The organism is Streptomyces sp. NPDC043876, from assembly GCF_056435825.1.
Genome location: NZ_JBWKDV010000004.1, coordinates 477,233 through 491,589, shown reverse-complemented (window position 1 = coordinate 491,589; position 14,357 = coordinate 477,233). Strand labels below are relative to the sequence as shown.

General features: G+C 75.4%; 14 protein-coding genes. 7 read left to right on the top strand and 7 right to left on the bottom strand.

Going from position 1 to position 14,357, the window contains the following annotated elements; genetic code table 11:
• Positions 1-173 precede the first annotated feature (173 nt).
• Positions 174-620 carry a Crp/Fnr family transcriptional regulator gene (locus AC0693_RS16010; RefSeq protein ID WP_468471402.1) on the bottom strand — a complete coding sequence of 149 codons (447 nt, stop codon included), beginning with the start codon at positions 618-620 and terminating at the stop codon, positions 174-176.
• An 83-nt stretch (positions 621-703) separates the two neighbouring features.
• Positions 704-988 carry a hypothetical protein gene (locus tag AC0693_RS16005; protein ID WP_356414874.1) on the bottom strand — a complete coding sequence of 95 codons (285 nt, stop codon included), beginning with the start codon at positions 986-988 and terminating at the stop codon, positions 704-706.
• Between the two features lie 382 nt (positions 989-1,370).
• Here AC0693_RS16005 and AC0693_RS16000 point away from each other — a divergent pair, with 382 nt between their 5' ends.
• Positions 1,371-4,109, top strand: a complete 2,739-nt coding sequence (locus AC0693_RS16000; protein WP_478802136.1) for a DNRLRE domain-containing protein — start codon at positions 1,371-1,373, stop codon at positions 4,107-4,109.
• A gap of 66 nt (positions 4,110-4,175) precedes the next feature.
• On the opposite strand, the gene AC0693_RS15995 is transcribed toward AC0693_RS16000, so the two are convergent.
• Complete coding sequence (locus AC0693_RS15995) at positions 4,176-4,700, bottom strand: GNAT family N-acetyltransferase (RefSeq protein WP_469320134.1); 525 nt, start codon at positions 4,698-4,700, stop codon at positions 4,176-4,178.
• Between the two features lie 459 nt (positions 4,701-5,159).
• On the bottom strand, positions 5,160-5,672 hold the full coding sequence (locus AC0693_RS15990; protein ID WP_478802246.1) for a hypothetical protein: 513 nt from the start codon (positions 5,670-5,672) through the stop codon (positions 5,160-5,162).
• Positions 5,673-5,823: 151 nt separating this feature from the next.
• On the opposite strand from AC0693_RS15990, the gene AC0693_RS15985 reads away from it, so the two are divergent.
• Complete coding sequence (locus tag AC0693_RS15985; RefSeq protein WP_356414868.1) at positions 5,824-6,168, top strand: hypothetical protein; 345 nt, start codon at positions 5,824-5,826, stop codon at positions 6,166-6,168.
• On the opposite strand, the gene AC0693_RS15980 is transcribed toward AC0693_RS15985, so the two are convergent.
• Entirely contained in the window at positions 6,165-6,731 is a 567-nt protein-coding gene (locus tag AC0693_RS15980; RefSeq protein WP_478802135.1) for a P-loop NTPase family protein, read from the bottom strand. The two genes, AC0693_RS15985 and AC0693_RS15980, sit on opposite strands and share 4 nt — an antisense overlap.
• 104 nt (positions 6,732-6,835) lie before the next feature.
• Positions 6,836-7,321, bottom strand: coding sequence for a hypothetical protein (locus AC0693_RS15975; protein ID WP_478802134.1), 486 nt, complete (start codon positions 7,319-7,321; stop codon positions 6,836-6,838).
• 423 nt (positions 7,322-7,744) lie between these two features.
• On the opposite strand from AC0693_RS15975, the gene AC0693_RS15970 reads away from it, so the two are divergent.
• Both AC0693_RS15970 and AC0693_RS15965 read left to right on the top strand, forming a co-directional pair.
• The gene (locus AC0693_RS15970; protein ID WP_478802133.1) at positions 7,745-8,608 is read left to right on the top strand and encodes a peptidoglycan-binding domain-containing protein; all 864 of its coding nucleotides are present in this window, start codon (positions 7,745-7,747) and stop codon (positions 8,606-8,608) included.
• A gap of 52 nt (positions 8,609-8,660) precedes the next feature.
• The gene (locus AC0693_RS15965) at positions 8,661-9,779 is read left to right on the top strand and encodes an ABC transporter substrate-binding protein (RefSeq protein WP_478802132.1); all 1,119 of its coding nucleotides are present in this window, start codon (positions 8,661-8,663) and stop codon (positions 9,777-9,779) included.
• 60 nt (positions 9,780-9,839) lie between these two features.
• On the opposite strand, the gene AC0693_RS15960 is transcribed toward AC0693_RS15965, so the two are convergent.
• Positions 9,840-10,616 (bottom strand): SDR family NAD(P)-dependent oxidoreductase, encoded by a 777-nt coding sequence (locus AC0693_RS15960; protein WP_478802131.1) that lies wholly within the window; start codon positions 10,614-10,616, stop codon positions 9,840-9,842.
• A gap of 162 nt (positions 10,617-10,778) precedes the next feature.
• Between AC0693_RS15960 and AC0693_RS15955 the strand changes: the two genes are divergently transcribed.
• The 3 genes from AC0693_RS15955 to AC0693_RS15945 are packed head-to-tail and all read left to right on the top strand — an operon-like array spanning position 10,779 to position 14,340.
• Positions 10,779-12,140, top strand: coding sequence for an ATP-binding protein (locus AC0693_RS15955; RefSeq protein WP_478802130.1), 1,362 nt, complete (start codon positions 10,779-10,781; stop codon positions 12,138-12,140).
• Positions 12,137-13,231 carry a tetratricopeptide repeat protein gene (locus AC0693_RS15950; RefSeq protein ID WP_469319744.1) on the top strand — a complete coding sequence of 365 codons (1,095 nt, stop codon included), beginning with the start codon at positions 12,137-12,139 and terminating at the stop codon, positions 13,229-13,231. The genes AC0693_RS15955 and AC0693_RS15950 overlap by 4 nt, the downstream gene beginning before the upstream one ends.
• Positions 13,228-14,340 carry a tetratricopeptide repeat protein gene (locus tag AC0693_RS15945; protein ID WP_478802129.1) on the top strand — a complete coding sequence of 371 codons (1,113 nt, stop codon included), beginning with the start codon at positions 13,228-13,230 and terminating at the stop codon, positions 14,338-14,340. Before AC0693_RS15950 ends, AC0693_RS15945 begins: the two co-directional genes overlap by 4 nt.
• Positions 14,341-14,357 lie beyond the last annotated feature (17 nt).

Below are 14,357 nucleotides of genomic sequence, written 5' to 3'. Positions count from 1 at the left end.
ACCCGTACCCCGATTTCGCGTCACCCAAAGCGACCGGATGATCGCAGGTTGTGTCGGTGAGGTGGCCTGTGACCTGTAGGAAAACCTGTATAGAACCTGTATACGAAACGGCCGAAGATCGGTCCGTCGACATCGGGCCACCTGCGGCCCCGCGAGGGGTCCGGTCGGCAGCGCTAGTGAGGGGCGTACAGGTCGAGCAGACGGGTGCGGGTCTGGTGCAGGCGGTGGGCCAGGACCCGGCCCACCCACTGGCCCACGGCGGAGCCGAAGGCGGGGTCGGCGTCCATCAGCATCCGGACGGTCATCCCGTCGAACTCGTACGCCCGCACCGGGGTCATCGCTTCGGCGCACAGCTGCCAGACGTACGGCGGGAACAGCCACGACCAGCCCACCAGCTCGCCGGGGCCGAGGCTCTCCACGGGAGCGGAGCGGTGTCCGGGCACCGGGATCTCCAGGGTGACGGTCCCGGAGCGCACGATCCAGAAGGTTTCGGCCCGGTTTCCTTCGTCGAAGATCCGGAAACCTTCGGGGAAGTTGACCTCACGCGCGTGGCTCATCAGCCGTCCACGGTGTTCGGTGGACAGGGCGGCAGCGAGTCGGATGGGGGAAGGATTGCTCACGACGGCCTCCGATCGGGACCCCCCTGTTCCACCAGTGTCGCCGACCGCGGGCCCGATGGCTGTCCTGCGTCGCGATCCGGGTCTCATTCGTCCGCGTCGGCCTCCAGGCAGGCCAGCTCCATCGCGTCGAGCACCGCCTCGTAACTGCGCTGGCTCAGCTCCGCGACGTTCTCGATCTGCGCGGTCGCCCACGCCGACAGCGTCATGACCAGGACGCGGAGCCCGTCCGTGCCGTGCTCGGCGAGGATCGCGTCCGCCAGGACCATCGCGTCCTCCGGCACCCGCTCCGGGGGCTCCAGCCCGGCCAGCTCGCGCAGCAGGGTGATGGTGCGGCGCGAGATCTCCGGGGTGATCCTCGCCAGCCGCATGTCTTCTTCCCTGTCCATCCGCCCCCGCTTTCCGCCGACCGAGCCGAGCGCCCTGCAGGCACCGTAGAGGGACCCGGCCCACGGCGTGGCGCTTTCGCCAGGGTGGCCGCCGCCCGGTGTCCCGCCCCAGGGCCGCACGCTCCTTCCCCCGGGGGCGACCGGCCGGTAACTCGACCGCGCTCCATCGGGGCGACAACCGGCCACCGGGCGCGCCGGGCGGAGAGTTCGCCGGCGGTGCCGTTCGGCATCCGATCGGTCAAGTGTGGTGAACGGCGGGCGGATCCCCCCTAAGGTGCGCCCGTACGCATGGTTTCGGATCGGCTGTTTCCAGCCATGCGCTCATCCGCACCACCATCAGCTCGCTCAATGAACTGGGGGGTTCATGCGTAGATCCACAAGCATGGCGACCGCGCTCGCCGTCGCCCTGTCCGGTGGCGCCGCAGCCATCGGACTCGGCCTCGTACCGCAAGCCGCGGCGCTCACGCCGCCCGTCGCCTTCACCGCCGACGCGCTGTCGACCTGGCAGCCCAACGGCGTCGTCTGGGCGCTCGCCGAGGCGAACGGCACCGTCTTCGCGGGAGGCACCTTCTCGGCCGTCCGGCCGCCCGAAGGCGGCGCCGGGGCCGAGCAGTCCGCGGTCAACTTCGTCGCCCTCGACGCGGCGACCGGCGCCCCGACCGCCTGCAAGCTCTCCTTCACCGTCGGCGGGGGCACCGCCACCGTCCGTGCGCTGGTCCTGTCGCCCGACAAGCAGACCCTGTACGCGGGCGGGTACTTCGGCGCCGTCAACGGCACCCCGGTCTCCAGCCTCGCCGCGATCGACGTGGCGACCTGCACCCCCAAGGCGTCCTTCCACCCGTCCTTCGCGGCCACGGTCCGCGCGCTCGCCGTCACCGGCGACACCGTCTACGCCGGCGGCGACTTCCTGACCGTCCAGGGCCAGCCCCGCCAGCGGTTCGCCGCCGTCGACGCGGACGACGGAGCCCTCAAGCCCTTCACGGCCGACGCCGACGAACCGGGGCGCGCCGTCGAGGTCACCCCCGACGGCCAGAACGTGCTGATCGGCGGCGACTTCTTCACCGTCAACGGCGCGAACACCCACGCGCTCGCAGTCGTGGACGCCACCAGCGGCGCGCTCACCAAGTCCTACCCGGGCTTCATCGAGACCAACTCCGTCGTCAAGGACATCGCCACCGACGCCACCGGCTTCTACACCGGCAACGAAGGCACCGGCGGCGGGGTGTTCGACGGCCGCATCGCCCTCAACCTCGGCGACTTCAACCAGCGGTGGCGCGACACCTGCCTCGGCGCCACCCAGGCCGTCCTGCCTTACCAGAACGTCCTCTACAGCGCCTCGCACGCGCACGACTGCTCCAGCGTCGGCGAGTACCCCGACGGCCAGCGCCACCACCTGCTCGCCGAACCCACCAGCGGCACGGCGAAACTCGGCTGGGCACCCGACACCAACGACGGCATCGGCGAGGGCATCGGCCCGCGCGTGATGACCGTCGGATCCAAGGCCGGGGTCCCATACCTTTGGGTCGGCGGCGAGTTCACCGCCGTCAACGGCTCGGCCCAGCAGAGCCTGACCCGGTTCGCGTCCACCGGCGACACCGGGGCGCCGACCGTCCCGGTCGCGAGCGCGGTGAGCTACAAGCCGGGCCAGGTACAGGTCCGCTGGCGCACCAGCCTCGACCTCGACGACAGCACGCTCACCTACAAGGTGTACCGGAACGGCTCGGCCACCCCGATCGCCACGGTCGGCGCCGACTCGCTGTTCTTCCGGCGCCCCCAGGCCTCGTGGACCGACACCACCGTCTCGGCGGGCCAGACGTACAGCTACCGGGTGAGCGCCACCGACGGCGCGGGCAACACCAGCGCCCTCTCCGCGACGGCCTCGGTGACCGTCCCGGCCACCGTCGACGCCTACCCGAACCAGGTCCGCACGGACGGTGCCGCGCAGTACTGGCGCTACGACGAGAGCGCGCTGCCCTTCGTCGCCGACTCCTCCGACGGCGGCAACTCCGGCGGCGTCCACCTCAATGCCCCGGCGCTGCGCCAGAGCCCGGGCGCGGTCACCGGCGCCAGTACGGCGATCGGCTTCAACGGCGCGAACACCCAGGTCTACGGCGACCGCCGCTCGACCGTCGGGAACACCTACACGCTGGAAACCTGGTTCAGGACGAACACCACCCGCGGCGGCAAACTCCTCGGCTTCGGCAACAACCAGGCGAACAACAGCAGCCAGTACGACAAGCACCTCTACATGACCAACGACGGCCGCCTCGTCTACGGCGTCTACACCGGCAGCACCCGCACCATCACCACCGGCGGCAGCGCCCGTTACAACGACGACCAGTGGCACCACGTCGTCGCGACGCAGGGTCCCGGCGGCATGGTCCTGTACGTGGACGGAGCGCAGCAGGGCACCCTGAACGTCACCACCAACGAGAACTTCGCCGGTTACTGGCACGTGGGTGGCGACAACCTCAACGGCTGGCCGGAGCGGCCCCTCAGCGACTACTGGGCGGGCCGGCTCGACGAGACCGCCGTCTACCCGACGGTCCTCACCCCCGCCCAGGTGCAGAACCACTTCGCCCTCGCCACGGCCCCGGCCGACTCGGTCGTGCAGGTCCAGGCCGCCGAGGACACCTACGCCAACGCGGGCGCGCCCGGCACCAACTTCGGCGCCTCCGGTTCGCTGGCGGTGGGCGGCAGTGCGCTCTACCAGAGCTACCTGCGCTTCAACCTGCCCGCCGCGCCCGCCGGTACGGTCCTGAAGTCGGCCACGCTGAGCGTCAAGACCAGCACCATGAGCGGGGCGGGCACCACCGACACGGTGTCCGTGGTTCCCGTCACCGGCGCCTGGACGGAGACGGGCACCACCTACACCAACCGTCCGGCCCTGGGCGCCACCGCCCTCGGCGCCTTCGCGGGGATCGCGGACGGCTCGGCGGTCGCCACGACCGCCCTGGACACGGCCACCGTCGCGGCGGCCCTGAACAGCGCCTACAGCCTGGCGCTGACCAACGGAGGCAGTGACCCGGCGTGGCTGTGGTCCTCCGAGGCCGGCGCGAACGAGGGGACGCCCCAGCTGTCCCTGACCTTCGGGCCCCAGTAGCACCGGGGTGGTACGGGGGTGCGGGCCCCGGCGATCCCGGGGGCCCGCACCCCCGCGTCCGGCGCGCTACCCGCCGGCCCGGGGCGCCGCCCGGAGCCGCCAGCGGACCTCGCCGTCCACCGCCTCGCGGGTGGGGGCGAGCCCGCAGGCGGCGGCCACGGCCGCCGAGGCGCGATGGTCCGGGTGGACGTGCGCGACGACCGTGTGCACGGCGGCGGCCCGGCCGCCCACCGGCTCCGTCAGCCGGGCCACCAGGGCGCGCGCGGCCTCCGTCGCGTAACCGCGGCCCTGCCAGGCGGTGCCGATGACCCAGGCCACCTCCGCGACGCCGTCCTCGACGGTGGCCTGTACGGTCCCCACCAGCCGGCCCGTGGCACGCGGTCGCAGCACCCAGTTCCCCCACAGCACCGCCGGGTCGGGGGAGCCCGCGCTCTGCCGTGCGTAGCGGGCGCGCAGCGCGTCGAGGTCCGGGGGAGCGCCGCCGATGAAGCGGTGCAGCGCGGGGTCGGCCAGTACCCCGGCCATCTCCTCGGCGTGCGCGACGGCCAGCGGCACCAGCTCCAGCCGCGCCGCCGGGATCAGCCCGGGCAGCGCGGCGGGACCGGCGGCCGGCCCGGGCTCCGGACGGATCCGGTCCGCGGCGCCGGGTCGCGGGACGCCCCCCACCGCCACGCAGATGCCGTAGACCCGCTCGCGGCCCGTCCACCCGTTGTCGTGGCCGCGGTTGTTGCCGATCCGCACCCGTCCGCGCGGTGCGTCCACCGCCGAGACCAGGTGCAGGTACACCCCGCCGCCGACCCGGGCGAGGACGATGTCGCCGACCTCGATCCGCGCCGGATCCACCGGCGCGACGACGACCGGCTGCCGGTCCTGGACGAGCGGGACCATCGAGGTCCCCCGGGGCCGGAACTCCACCGTCTCGCCGCCGCTGACCCGGGCCGCGACCGCGTCCATCATGCTCATCCGACGAGCGTGCACCACGCCGGGCGCGCACGACACCGGATTTCCCGGCGGCGCGGCCCCGGCGGCCGCCCACTGCCCGGCGGGCGCTCAGCGGCGCGGTTCCACCTCCAGGAAACGGCGCCGGCGCGGGCCCCGGTACAGCAGGCACTCCCAGCCGTGGCTCCGCAGCACCCGGGCGCAGGCCGTCAGCCGCTCCTCTTCCTCCCCGGCGGCCCCACCGCCCGGCGGGCCCACCCAGCTCACCTCGACCCGCTCCGGGTCCTCGGCCGCCCGCACCCGGTAGCCGGTGGCGGCGCGCCCGCCCGCCGCGTCCAGCGCCGACGGCGCGAAACCCGACGCCTCCAGGACGAGCGCCACCGCGCGCGGCATCCGCCGCAGCTCCCAGGGGGCCGGGACGGCCTCCGGGCCCTCGCCGTCCACCGGGTCGGCCGCCCCGGTGCCCGAGGGGCCGCCGGCCACGATCCGGCGCACGGCGAGCAGCCCCTCGTAGGCCGTACGCACCTCCGCGGCCCGGGCCTTCGCCGCCGCCGGCCCGCCCGTGGGCGCCGGTCCGTCGCCCGTCGCGGGCTCGAACCCGCCGCCGTCCGCCACGTCCGCCATGCCGTTCCCGCCCTTCCGGTCCGCGCCGCCCGGATACCGCGCCGCCTGGATGGCGCACCGCCCGAGCGCCGTACCCCATGAGTACCGCACGCCCCGCGACCTGAGTACGCCGCCCGATGTCCCGCACGGCTGTCGCTGGTCGAATGAGGCCATGACACCCGACGCCGCTCCCCGTACCCGCCACCCCCGCCTGCGGAACGCGACCACCGCCGGGTCCGCCCTCGCCGTGGCCCTGCTCCCGCTGGTCGTCGGCGTCCTGGTGGCCAAGGGGATGGCCGCCGACCCGCACGCCCCGGTGAACGCCCTGATCACCGGGGGCGGGCCGCGCGCGGGGATCCCGCGCGCCGAATGGCGGCGCCGCGGGCAGCACGCCCGTAGCGCCCTGCGCCGCCTGCGCCCCGCCCCGCGGGCGGCCCGCCTCCCCGCCTCCGGCGCCGCGTCCGCCCGGACGCCCCTCGCGACGATCCGGCCGCTCCGCCGGAGCCGGTCCGTCTAAGGGGTGTCCGGTGAGTCTCCACCCGCTGCTCCCCGGCGGGCCTCGTCCGATCGCCCCAGCCAGGCCGTCACCGCGTCCTGGTCGCGCAGCCGGACGAGCCGCAGCGGGGCGAAGCGGGGGTCGACGGCGCGGCGGGCGATCTCGGCGCGCCGGGCGCCGTACTGCGACCAGGCCCACCACGCCGGGTGGTCGGCGCGCAGCCAGCCGCGCCAGCCCTCGACGTTCCCGCCGAAGATCCGTTCACGGCGCACGGTCCTGCGCAGGGAGCGCCGCACCACCCGCCACATGATCACGCGGCGGGGATGGTCCAGCCAGACGACGGTGTCGGCCCGCTCCCAGAGCAGGTCCCGCACCGCGGGATAGCCGAGCGAGTCGAAGATCCAGCCGTCCCCCGCCGCGAGGCGGGCCGTATCGCGCACGAAGGAGTCGTTGACGGCCCACCCCGGACCGGTGAAGTGCAGTGCGTCCATCTCGTGGTGCGGCACCCCGAGCCGCCGGCTCAGCTCCGCCGCCAGCGTCGACTTGCCGGCGCCACTGATCCCGACCACCAGAACGCGTCTCATCGGAGCAGCCTACGCACCGGCGGGGCGGAACCCCGGCCGGGCGGCGGACGATCGGCAGATCGGTCGACCGGTTTCCGCGAACCGCCCGGCAGCGCCCGGGGCGTTCAGTCGGCGGACCGGCCCACGCACAGGTCCATGACCGAGGGAGGGACGGTCCCCTCGGCCGCTTCCGCGACCGAGCACAGGTCGTCCATGTCCTGCTGCCCGGGGACGCGGGCGGGCGGCGGGGCCGCGTGCCGGCGCGGATGGGACGGCGCGGGCATGTGGGGGGACGTGCGCCGGGGCGCCGACGGCTTCCCGGCGCGCTCCGCGGCCCGGCGCGGCGGCGTGGGCCCGGACGCGTCGGGGCCCACGCCCGCATCGGTCCCGGGGGAGTGCCGGACGGTCGGCGCCGGGCCCGTCTCCCCGAACAGTGCGCCCGTGGGTTCCCCGGCGCGGGCGGGCGGGGCGATCCCGCCGGAAGGGGGCGCGGGAGTCTCGGCGGTACGGGAGGGAGCCGGTTGCTGGGCCCCTCCCGTACCGCCGGAGACGCATCCGGTGCCGGCGAGGAGGACGGCGAGGGACAGGGGGACGGCCCGGCGCAACTGCATCCCACCACCATGCCGCATGCGGGCCCCGGACGACGGGGTCCGTACCGCTTACGGGTGACGGCGGGACGGTCGGGCCACAGCCCGGCACCCGGCTCACGGTCGGACACCGCACCACCGCACGGGCGATGACGCCCCTCCGGTTGTCTTCCCGGTGACGGGCCGCCACCAACACACCGCTGGTCAGCGGGTCGCGAAGGGGAAAACCGCAGCAGATCTCGGATTCCGGACAACGGGCTTGACCCGGGTGCCTCCCGGGAGAAAGAGTGCGGCCGATCACCCGCCTCCTAGGCACGCGGAGGTCGGCGAGGGAGCCCGGCCGGTGTGAACGGAACGTTCCGGCCCCGCCGTCGGGGCCGCGCCGGGTGCGCGCTACGTTGACCCCAGGGGCCGGCCCCTGACCGCTGTCCCTGCCTGGAGACGACCGTGCCCCACCACCCTGACGAGGACGGTTCCGTCGTCGACGACCGGCTGCTCGTACGCCCCTACGTCGCCCCCGGCGGCCGGCCGGGCCGCCGGCCGGCCCCGCGCCGTACGGGCGACCCGGTGTGGCCGCAGCACGACCCGGCCGCCGTCCCCTTCGACCGGGGGACGTCCGGGGACCTGACGCCCGGTGACGGCACGGCGCCCGCCCCCGCCTTCGCCCCCGACCGGGCCCCCGGCATGCGCCCGCTCCCCGACGAAGCCCTCCGCTACGTCCCGCCCGGGGGCAGCGCACGGTCCGGCACGCCCGGGGCCGCCCGCCGCGAACGCGGTACGCGCAACGCCCTGGTGGTCCTCGGCCTCCTCGCGCTGCTCACCACCGGCACCCTGCTGACCCTGCTCCACTCCCCGCCCGCGGACCCGCCGAGCCCGGTCGGACCGCCCGGGGTGAGCGCCCCGGGACTGCTGGCCCGCAGCCCGGGGGCCGGGGAACCCGACGCGTCCCCGACCCGGTCCGTACGTCCTTCCGCGTCCGCCCCGTCGGTCGGCACCGGTTCCGCCGCCCCGGCACCAAGCCGCTCGGCCCACCCCGTCGCCCCGGCCTCCGCGACCCCGACCCCGACCCCGAACCCGGGCGCGTCCGCCTCCGCCGGCGACGGCACTCTGCGGCCCGGTGACTCCGGGGCCGCGGTGCGCGCCCTGCAGGAACGGCTCTTCGGGCAGGGGTTCACGTACGTCTCCACCACCGGCGTCTACGACAACCGGACCCGGCGCGGAGTCGCCCAGTTCCAGAGGGACCGCGGCCTGACCGGCGACCCCATGGGCGTCTACGGACCCCGGACCCGTGCCGCGCTGGAAGGGCGCTGACCGTGCCCGCCGGTGCCCGGCCGGCACCTCACCCCACGGGAGAAGACCCCACATGACCACGTCACCAGGGACCACCGGAGCGGTACGGGCCGAGGGGGACGGTTCGCCCGTCCGGATCGGCGCCCTCGTTCCGCTCACGCGGCCCGGCTGGACTGCCGCGGGCCGCCACCTGCTCGCGGGACTGGAACTCGCCGTCCGGGAGGTCAACGACGCCGGCGGCATCGCCGGACGGCCGCTCGAACTGGTGGTCCGAGACACCGCCGCCGATCCGCTGCGGGCCGCGGCGGCCGTGGACGAGCTGGTGGGCCTCGGCGCGGCCGCCCTGGCCGGCGAGTACCACAGCGTCGTGGCGCGCGCCGTCGCGGCCAGGGCCGACGCCCTCGGCGTGCCGTTCCTCTGCTCCTCGGCGGTCATCGACGCGCTCACCGACGGGCCGACGCGGTGGGTCGCCCGCCTCGCCCCGGCGCAGTCCCGCGGCTGGCGGACGTACGCGGACTTCCTCCTCGGCGCGGGCCACCGCCGCATCGCCGTGGCAGCCGATCCGGGCGCGTACTGGACGTCCGGGAGGCGGATCCTGCGCGAGCACCTGGCGCCCCGCGGCGCCACCGTCGTGGAACTCGATGCGCGCGAGCGCACCCCCGCGGCGGTGTGCGACGCACTCGTCGACCACGGCGCGACCGCCCTGCTGCTGCTCGCCGGCCACCCGGAACCGGCCGTACCGCTGGTCCGGGCCGTCCGGGCCGACCGGCGCCTCGCGGACGTGCTGATCGGGGCTCCGGCCGGGCAGCCGGAGTTCGCCGACTGGGCGGAGCTGCTGGGCGGCGCCGGGGCCGCGGTCCCGTTCCTGCGCTACCTGCCCGACCGGCTCGGCCCGGCGGGCGCACGCGTGGCGTCGGTCCTGCGCGAACGGCTCGGTGAGGCGCCCTCGTTCGTCGCCTTCGAGGGCTACGACACGGTGGCCGTCCTCGCCGGTCTGCTGCGCGCCCACGGCGCGGACCGCGCGAGCGTCGTCGCGTTCTGGCCGCACGTCGACGTCGAGGGAACCCGGGGGCGGATCCGCTTCACGCGCACGGCGGACACCGGCGTGTGGCAGTGGGAGTTGGCTCCCGTCCAGGTCGTCGACCGGGATCCGGCGGACCCGGAGCGCTTCCGGATCCTGCACACGGGCTGATCGGGCGGGGCGGCCGGGCGGCGGGGAGGTAGTCCCGCCGGACCCGCCCGGTGCGCCGGGTCAGCGCCCGCCGGAGACGCGCAGCACGGTACCGGTCGTGTACGAGGCGTCGGCGGACAGCAGCCAGGCGACCGCCGCCGCGACCTCCTCGGGCCGCCCCGGCCGCCCGAGCGGGATGCCGGGGCCGGAGCGGGCCGGGCGGTCCGGATCGCCCATGGCCGCGTGCATGTCGGTGTCGATGATGCCGGGCGCCACGGCGTTCACCCGGATCCCGTCCGGCCCGAGTTCCTTGGACAGGCCCACCGTCAGCGCGTCTGTGCCCGCTTTGGAGGCGGCGTAGTGGACGTAGTCCCCGGGCGCCCCGAGGGTGGCGGCTGCCGAGGAGACGTTCACGATCGCCCCGCCGCCCGAGGCCGCCAGATCGCGGGCCGCCCGGCGGCAGCACAGCAGGTAGCCGAGCAGGTTCACGTCCAGCACGCGCCGCAGGTCCGCGGTACGGGCGTGCGCGAGACGGCCGAGGGGGCCCGTCACCCCGGCGTTGTTGACCAGCCCGGTCACCGGGCCCAGTTCGGCCCGCGCGACGTCGAAGAGGCGGTCCACGTCCTCCTCGACGGAGGTGTCCCCGCGTACGGTCACGCACCGCACGCCCGCCGCCCGTACCGCCACCGCGGTCGCCTCCGCGGCCGCGGTGTCACCGACGTAGCCCAGTGCCACGTGGTGCCCCTCGGCGGCCAGCCGCCGACAGACCGCCGCGCCGATGCCCCTGCCGCCCCCGGTGACGACGGTGACCGGAGCGGTGCCCGCGGCGGGGGCCGGAGCCGGGACCGTACCTGCCATGTGCTGCCTCCCACGGGACGGTGTGCGCGGGACGCGCCGCCGCGGCCCGGACGGCCATGATCACCCGTCGAGCGCCGGCGGCACACCGCGGGCCCCGTCAACGGGGCCGCGTCAACGGGGGCCGCGTTTCGTCACGTCGGGTTCACTCCATAGGGTGAAGCCATGTCCGACGAGTCCCACGAGTCCCCCCTGATCCGGAGCCTGCGCGCGGCGGTGGCCGCCGCGCCCGAGGACGTCCCGCTGCGCCTGCACCTCGCCGAGCTGCTGCTCGCGGCGGGCCGCGCCGACGCCGCCGTGGCCGAGGCCGCGGTGGCCCTCCAGCACGCCCCCGGCGACGCCGACGCCCGCGCCCTGATGGCCCGTGCGATGGGCCTGCCCCCGGCCGGACCCGCGGCCGCGCCCGCCGCCCCCGCGAACACCCAGGCACCGGGCCCCGCACCGGCCCCCGCGCCGACGGAGACCGCCGCTCCGGCCGGGCCCCCGGCCGGACCGGCCCCCGCGCCCCGCTTCGACTGGGCCGCCGCGGAACAGGAACTCGGCGGGGTCGTCGGCCCCCGCTTCGTCGCGGACCCCACCGGCGACGCCCCCGAACGCCCCCTCACCAGCGACGGCCAGGACGACAGCGACGGGGACGACTCGCCCTGGGACATCGACGCGCCCGGGACCGTGCGCCTCGCCGACGTCGGCGGCATGCAGGAGGTCAAGGACCGCCTCGAAGCGGCCTTCCTCGCCCCCATGCGCAACCCGGAACTGCGCAAGCTCTACGGCAAGAGCCTGCGCGGCGGCCTGCTGCTCTACGGTCCGCCCGGCTGCGGCAAGACCTTCATCGCACGTGCCGTCGCGGGTGAACTCGGCGCGAGCTTCATGTCCATCTCGCTCTCCGACATCCTCGACATGTGGATCGGCCGGTCCGAGAAGAACGTCCACGACATCTTCGAGACCGCCCGCCGGCAGGCGCCCTGCGTGGTCTTCCTCGACGAACTGGACGCCCTCGGCGCCAAGCGCAGCCGTACCGCCCACAGCGGCCTGCGCAACGTCGTGAACCAGCTGCTCACCGAACTGGACGGGGTCGGCAGCGGCGCCCACGAGGGCGTCTTCGTCCTCGCCGCCACCAACGTCCCCTGGGACGTCGACATCGCGCTGCGCCGCCCCGGACGGCTCGACCGGACGCTGCTCGTCCTGCCGCCCGACGCCGCCGCCCGCGAGGCGATCCTCCGCTACCACCTGCGCGAACGCCCCATCGAAGCCGTCGACCTCGGCAAACTCGCCAAGGCCACCGAGGACTTCTCCGGCGCGGACCTCGCCCACGTCTGCGAGACGGCCGCCGAGACGGCCCTGCTCGACTCCGCCCGCACCGGCACCGTCCGCATGATCGGCATGAAGGACCTGCTCTCCGCCGCGAAGCAGATCCGCCCCTCCAGCGAGCCCTGGTTCGCCTCCGCCCGCAACGTGGCCATGTTCGCCAACGACGGCGGCATGTACGACGACCTGCTCGCCTACCTGAAGAAGAAGCGCAAACTGTGACCGGACAGCGCACCGTGCCACCGCGGCCGGGGCGGGACCCGCTCGCCGAGCAGGGCGTGGCCCTCGTCGAGGCGGGCCGCGCCGACCGGGCCCTGGAGGTGCTCGGGCGCCGCCTGGCCGAGGATCCCGAAGACCTGTTCGCCCGGGTCTGGTTCGCCCGCGCCCACTTCCAGCTCCGGGACTACCAGCAGGCGTACGACGCCACCGCCGAGGTGCTCGTCCGCGACCCCGAGCACTACGACGCCTACTTCGTCCGCTCCTTCTGCCTGCGCCGCGTCGGCCGCTACGCGGACGCCCTGGACATGATGGAACGGGCCGTCCGGATCGACCCGGACAACTGGCTCGCCCGCGCCGGACGCGCCGAGATCCTGATGCTCGTCGAACCCAAGCGCCCCGACGAGGCCTGGGAGGAGGCGCTCGCCGCCGCCCGCCTCGGACCCGAGGAGACCTGGGTCTGCGAAGTGCTGCTCTACGTCGCCACCGAGACGGGACGCGAGGAAGCCGCCGCGAAGGCCCGCGCCACCCTGCTCGGCATGGACCCCTCCAACACCTTCGCCGTGCCCTACCTCGCCCGCCGCGAGGCCGACAAGCCGGGCACCAGCGCCGCGCGGGCCGCCGACACCTTCGCCGCCGCGCTGGCCGCCGTACCCGGCTCGGCCGACCTGCGCTCCGGACTCGACGCCGCCGTCTACCGGATGCTGCGCGGCACGCGCTGGCTCGCCCTCGCCTGTCTGGCCATCGCCGCGGCCGCCCTGGACGTCTTCCCGACCGAGGGCGAGACGCCCAAGGCGCTGCCGCTGCCGATCGGCATGCGGCTGTGGGCGCTCGTCCTCATGAGCGCGGTCTGGGGTTTCGGCGCCTGGCGCCGCTACCGGCGGATGCGGCTCGGCGCACGGCTCAGCGTACGCCCGCTGATCGCACGCGAACCCTGGGCCCGCGTCGTCCTGGCGCAGGCGGCCTGGGCCACGCTCGCCGGCGTCCTGCTCGCCGTCGTCCCCTGGACCCAGCGCGGCGTGCCGCAAGTGGTGTTCTGGACCGGACTCGTCCCGGCGCTGGTGACCGTCCTCCATGACCGGAAGAAGATCGCATGACCGCCGAACCGCCCCGCGCGGACCCGGTCGACGACGGCGGCCTCGACCGCGCCGACGCGCTGCACGACCTCGGCCGCTTCGCCCAGGCCGCGGCGCTCGCCGGTGCCCGTCTGGCCCAGCATCCCGACGATGGGCGGGCGTTGATCCTGCTCGCCCGCTGCCGGCGCTCGCTCGGCGACCTGCCCGGCGCGCTGGCATGTGTCGACGACGCCCTGCGCGTCGCCCCCGACGACACCTACGCCTGGCTCGTGCGGGTCGACACCCTCGTCCGACTGGGCCGGTTCGCCGAGGCCGAGGAGGCCGCGCACCGCTGCATCGCCCTCAGCCCGCACTTCTGGGGCGGCCACCACTGCCTCGCCGTCGTCCTGGAGCAGAGCCGCCAGCGCGGCCGCCGCCACGAGGCCTACCTCGCCGCGCGCCGGGCCACCGAACTCGAACCCCAGGCGGCGAGCGCCCACTTCATGGTCGGGCTGCTCGCCCACCGCCTCGGCGACCGCGCCACCGCCCGGCTCGCCTACGAGACCACCCTGCGCCTGGATCCGGAGAACAGCGAGGCCCACAACAACCTGGCCACGCTCGACATGCGGCGCAGCTGGTTCAGCCGGGCCGCCTGGACCCGCGCCGCCGAGGGCTTCGTCGCATCGGCCGCCCTCGACATGGAGGACCGGCACGCCCGGTTCAACCTGGAGGCCATGGCCTGGGGCATCGCGGCGGGCGGGCGCTGGCCCGCCCTGCTGGGCTTCGTCGTCTCCCTCGTCGGCCGCGCCCCGCAGAGCGCCGGGGGCGGGGCCAGGGCCGCCGCCACCGTGACCGGTGCGGTGCTGTTGCTCGCGTTGTGGTCGGGCTGGGCGCTGTGGCAGCGCGGCAAGCTCTCCCCGAGGCTGCGGCGGCCCCTCCTGCTCACCGCGCGCGGCTGCCCGCCGGTCGTCGCGATGGCGGTGGCCGTGGCGGTGATGGCGGCCTACTCGGTGGTCGTCATGGCCCTGCCGTCGCTCGGTGCCGGGGTGGTCGGCGCACTGGCCGTCCCGCTGTTCTGGGGGCTGATCCTGACCTACTGGATCAGCCGCGCGGCACTGAACCGGCGCTCACCGGACCGGCGCGGGCGGTAAAGCCGGAGCCTGCTGGG

What these genes read in the sequence shown, in the direction of transcription:
- AC0693_RS15960 (WP_478802131.1), bottom strand. Translation starts at nt 10,616, where the DNA reads ATGGCAGGTACGGTCCCGGCTCCGGCCCCCGCCGCGGGCACCGCTCCG.
- AC0693_RS15985 (WP_356414868.1), top strand. Translation starts at nt 5,824, where the DNA reads ATGACACCCGACGCCGCTCCCCGTACCCGCCACCCCCGCCTGCGGAAC.
- AC0693_RS15975 (WP_478802134.1), bottom strand. Translation starts at nt 7,321, where the DNA reads ATGCAGTTGCGCCGGGCCGTCCCCCTGTCCCTCGCCGTCCTCCTCGCC.
- AC0693_RS16005 (WP_356414874.1), bottom strand. Translation starts at nt 988, where the DNA reads ATGCGGCTGGCGAGGATCACCCCGGAGATCTCGCGCCGCACCATCACC.
- AC0693_RS15990 (WP_478802246.1), bottom strand. Translation starts at nt 5,672, where the DNA reads ATGGCGGACGTGGCGGACGGCGGCGGGTTCGAGCCCGCGACGGGCGAC.
- AC0693_RS15955 (WP_478802130.1), top strand. Translation starts at nt 10,779, where the DNA reads ATGTCCGACGAGTCCCACGAGTCCCCCCTGATCCGGAGCCTGCGCGCG.
- AC0693_RS15980 (WP_478802135.1), bottom strand. Translation starts at nt 6,731, where the DNA reads ATGAGACGCGTTCTGGTGGTCGGGATCAGTGGCGCCGGCAAGTCGACG.
- AC0693_RS15945 (WP_478802129.1), top strand. Translation starts at nt 13,228, where the DNA reads ATGACCGCCGAACCGCCCCGCGCGGACCCGGTCGACGACGGCGGCCTC.
- AC0693_RS16000 (WP_478802136.1), top strand. Translation starts at nt 1,371, where the DNA reads ATGCGTAGATCCACAAGCATGGCGACCGCGCTCGCCGTCGCCCTGTCC.
- AC0693_RS15965 (WP_478802132.1), top strand. Translation starts at nt 8,661, where the DNA reads ATGACCACGTCACCAGGGACCACCGGAGCGGTACGGGCCGAGGGGGAC.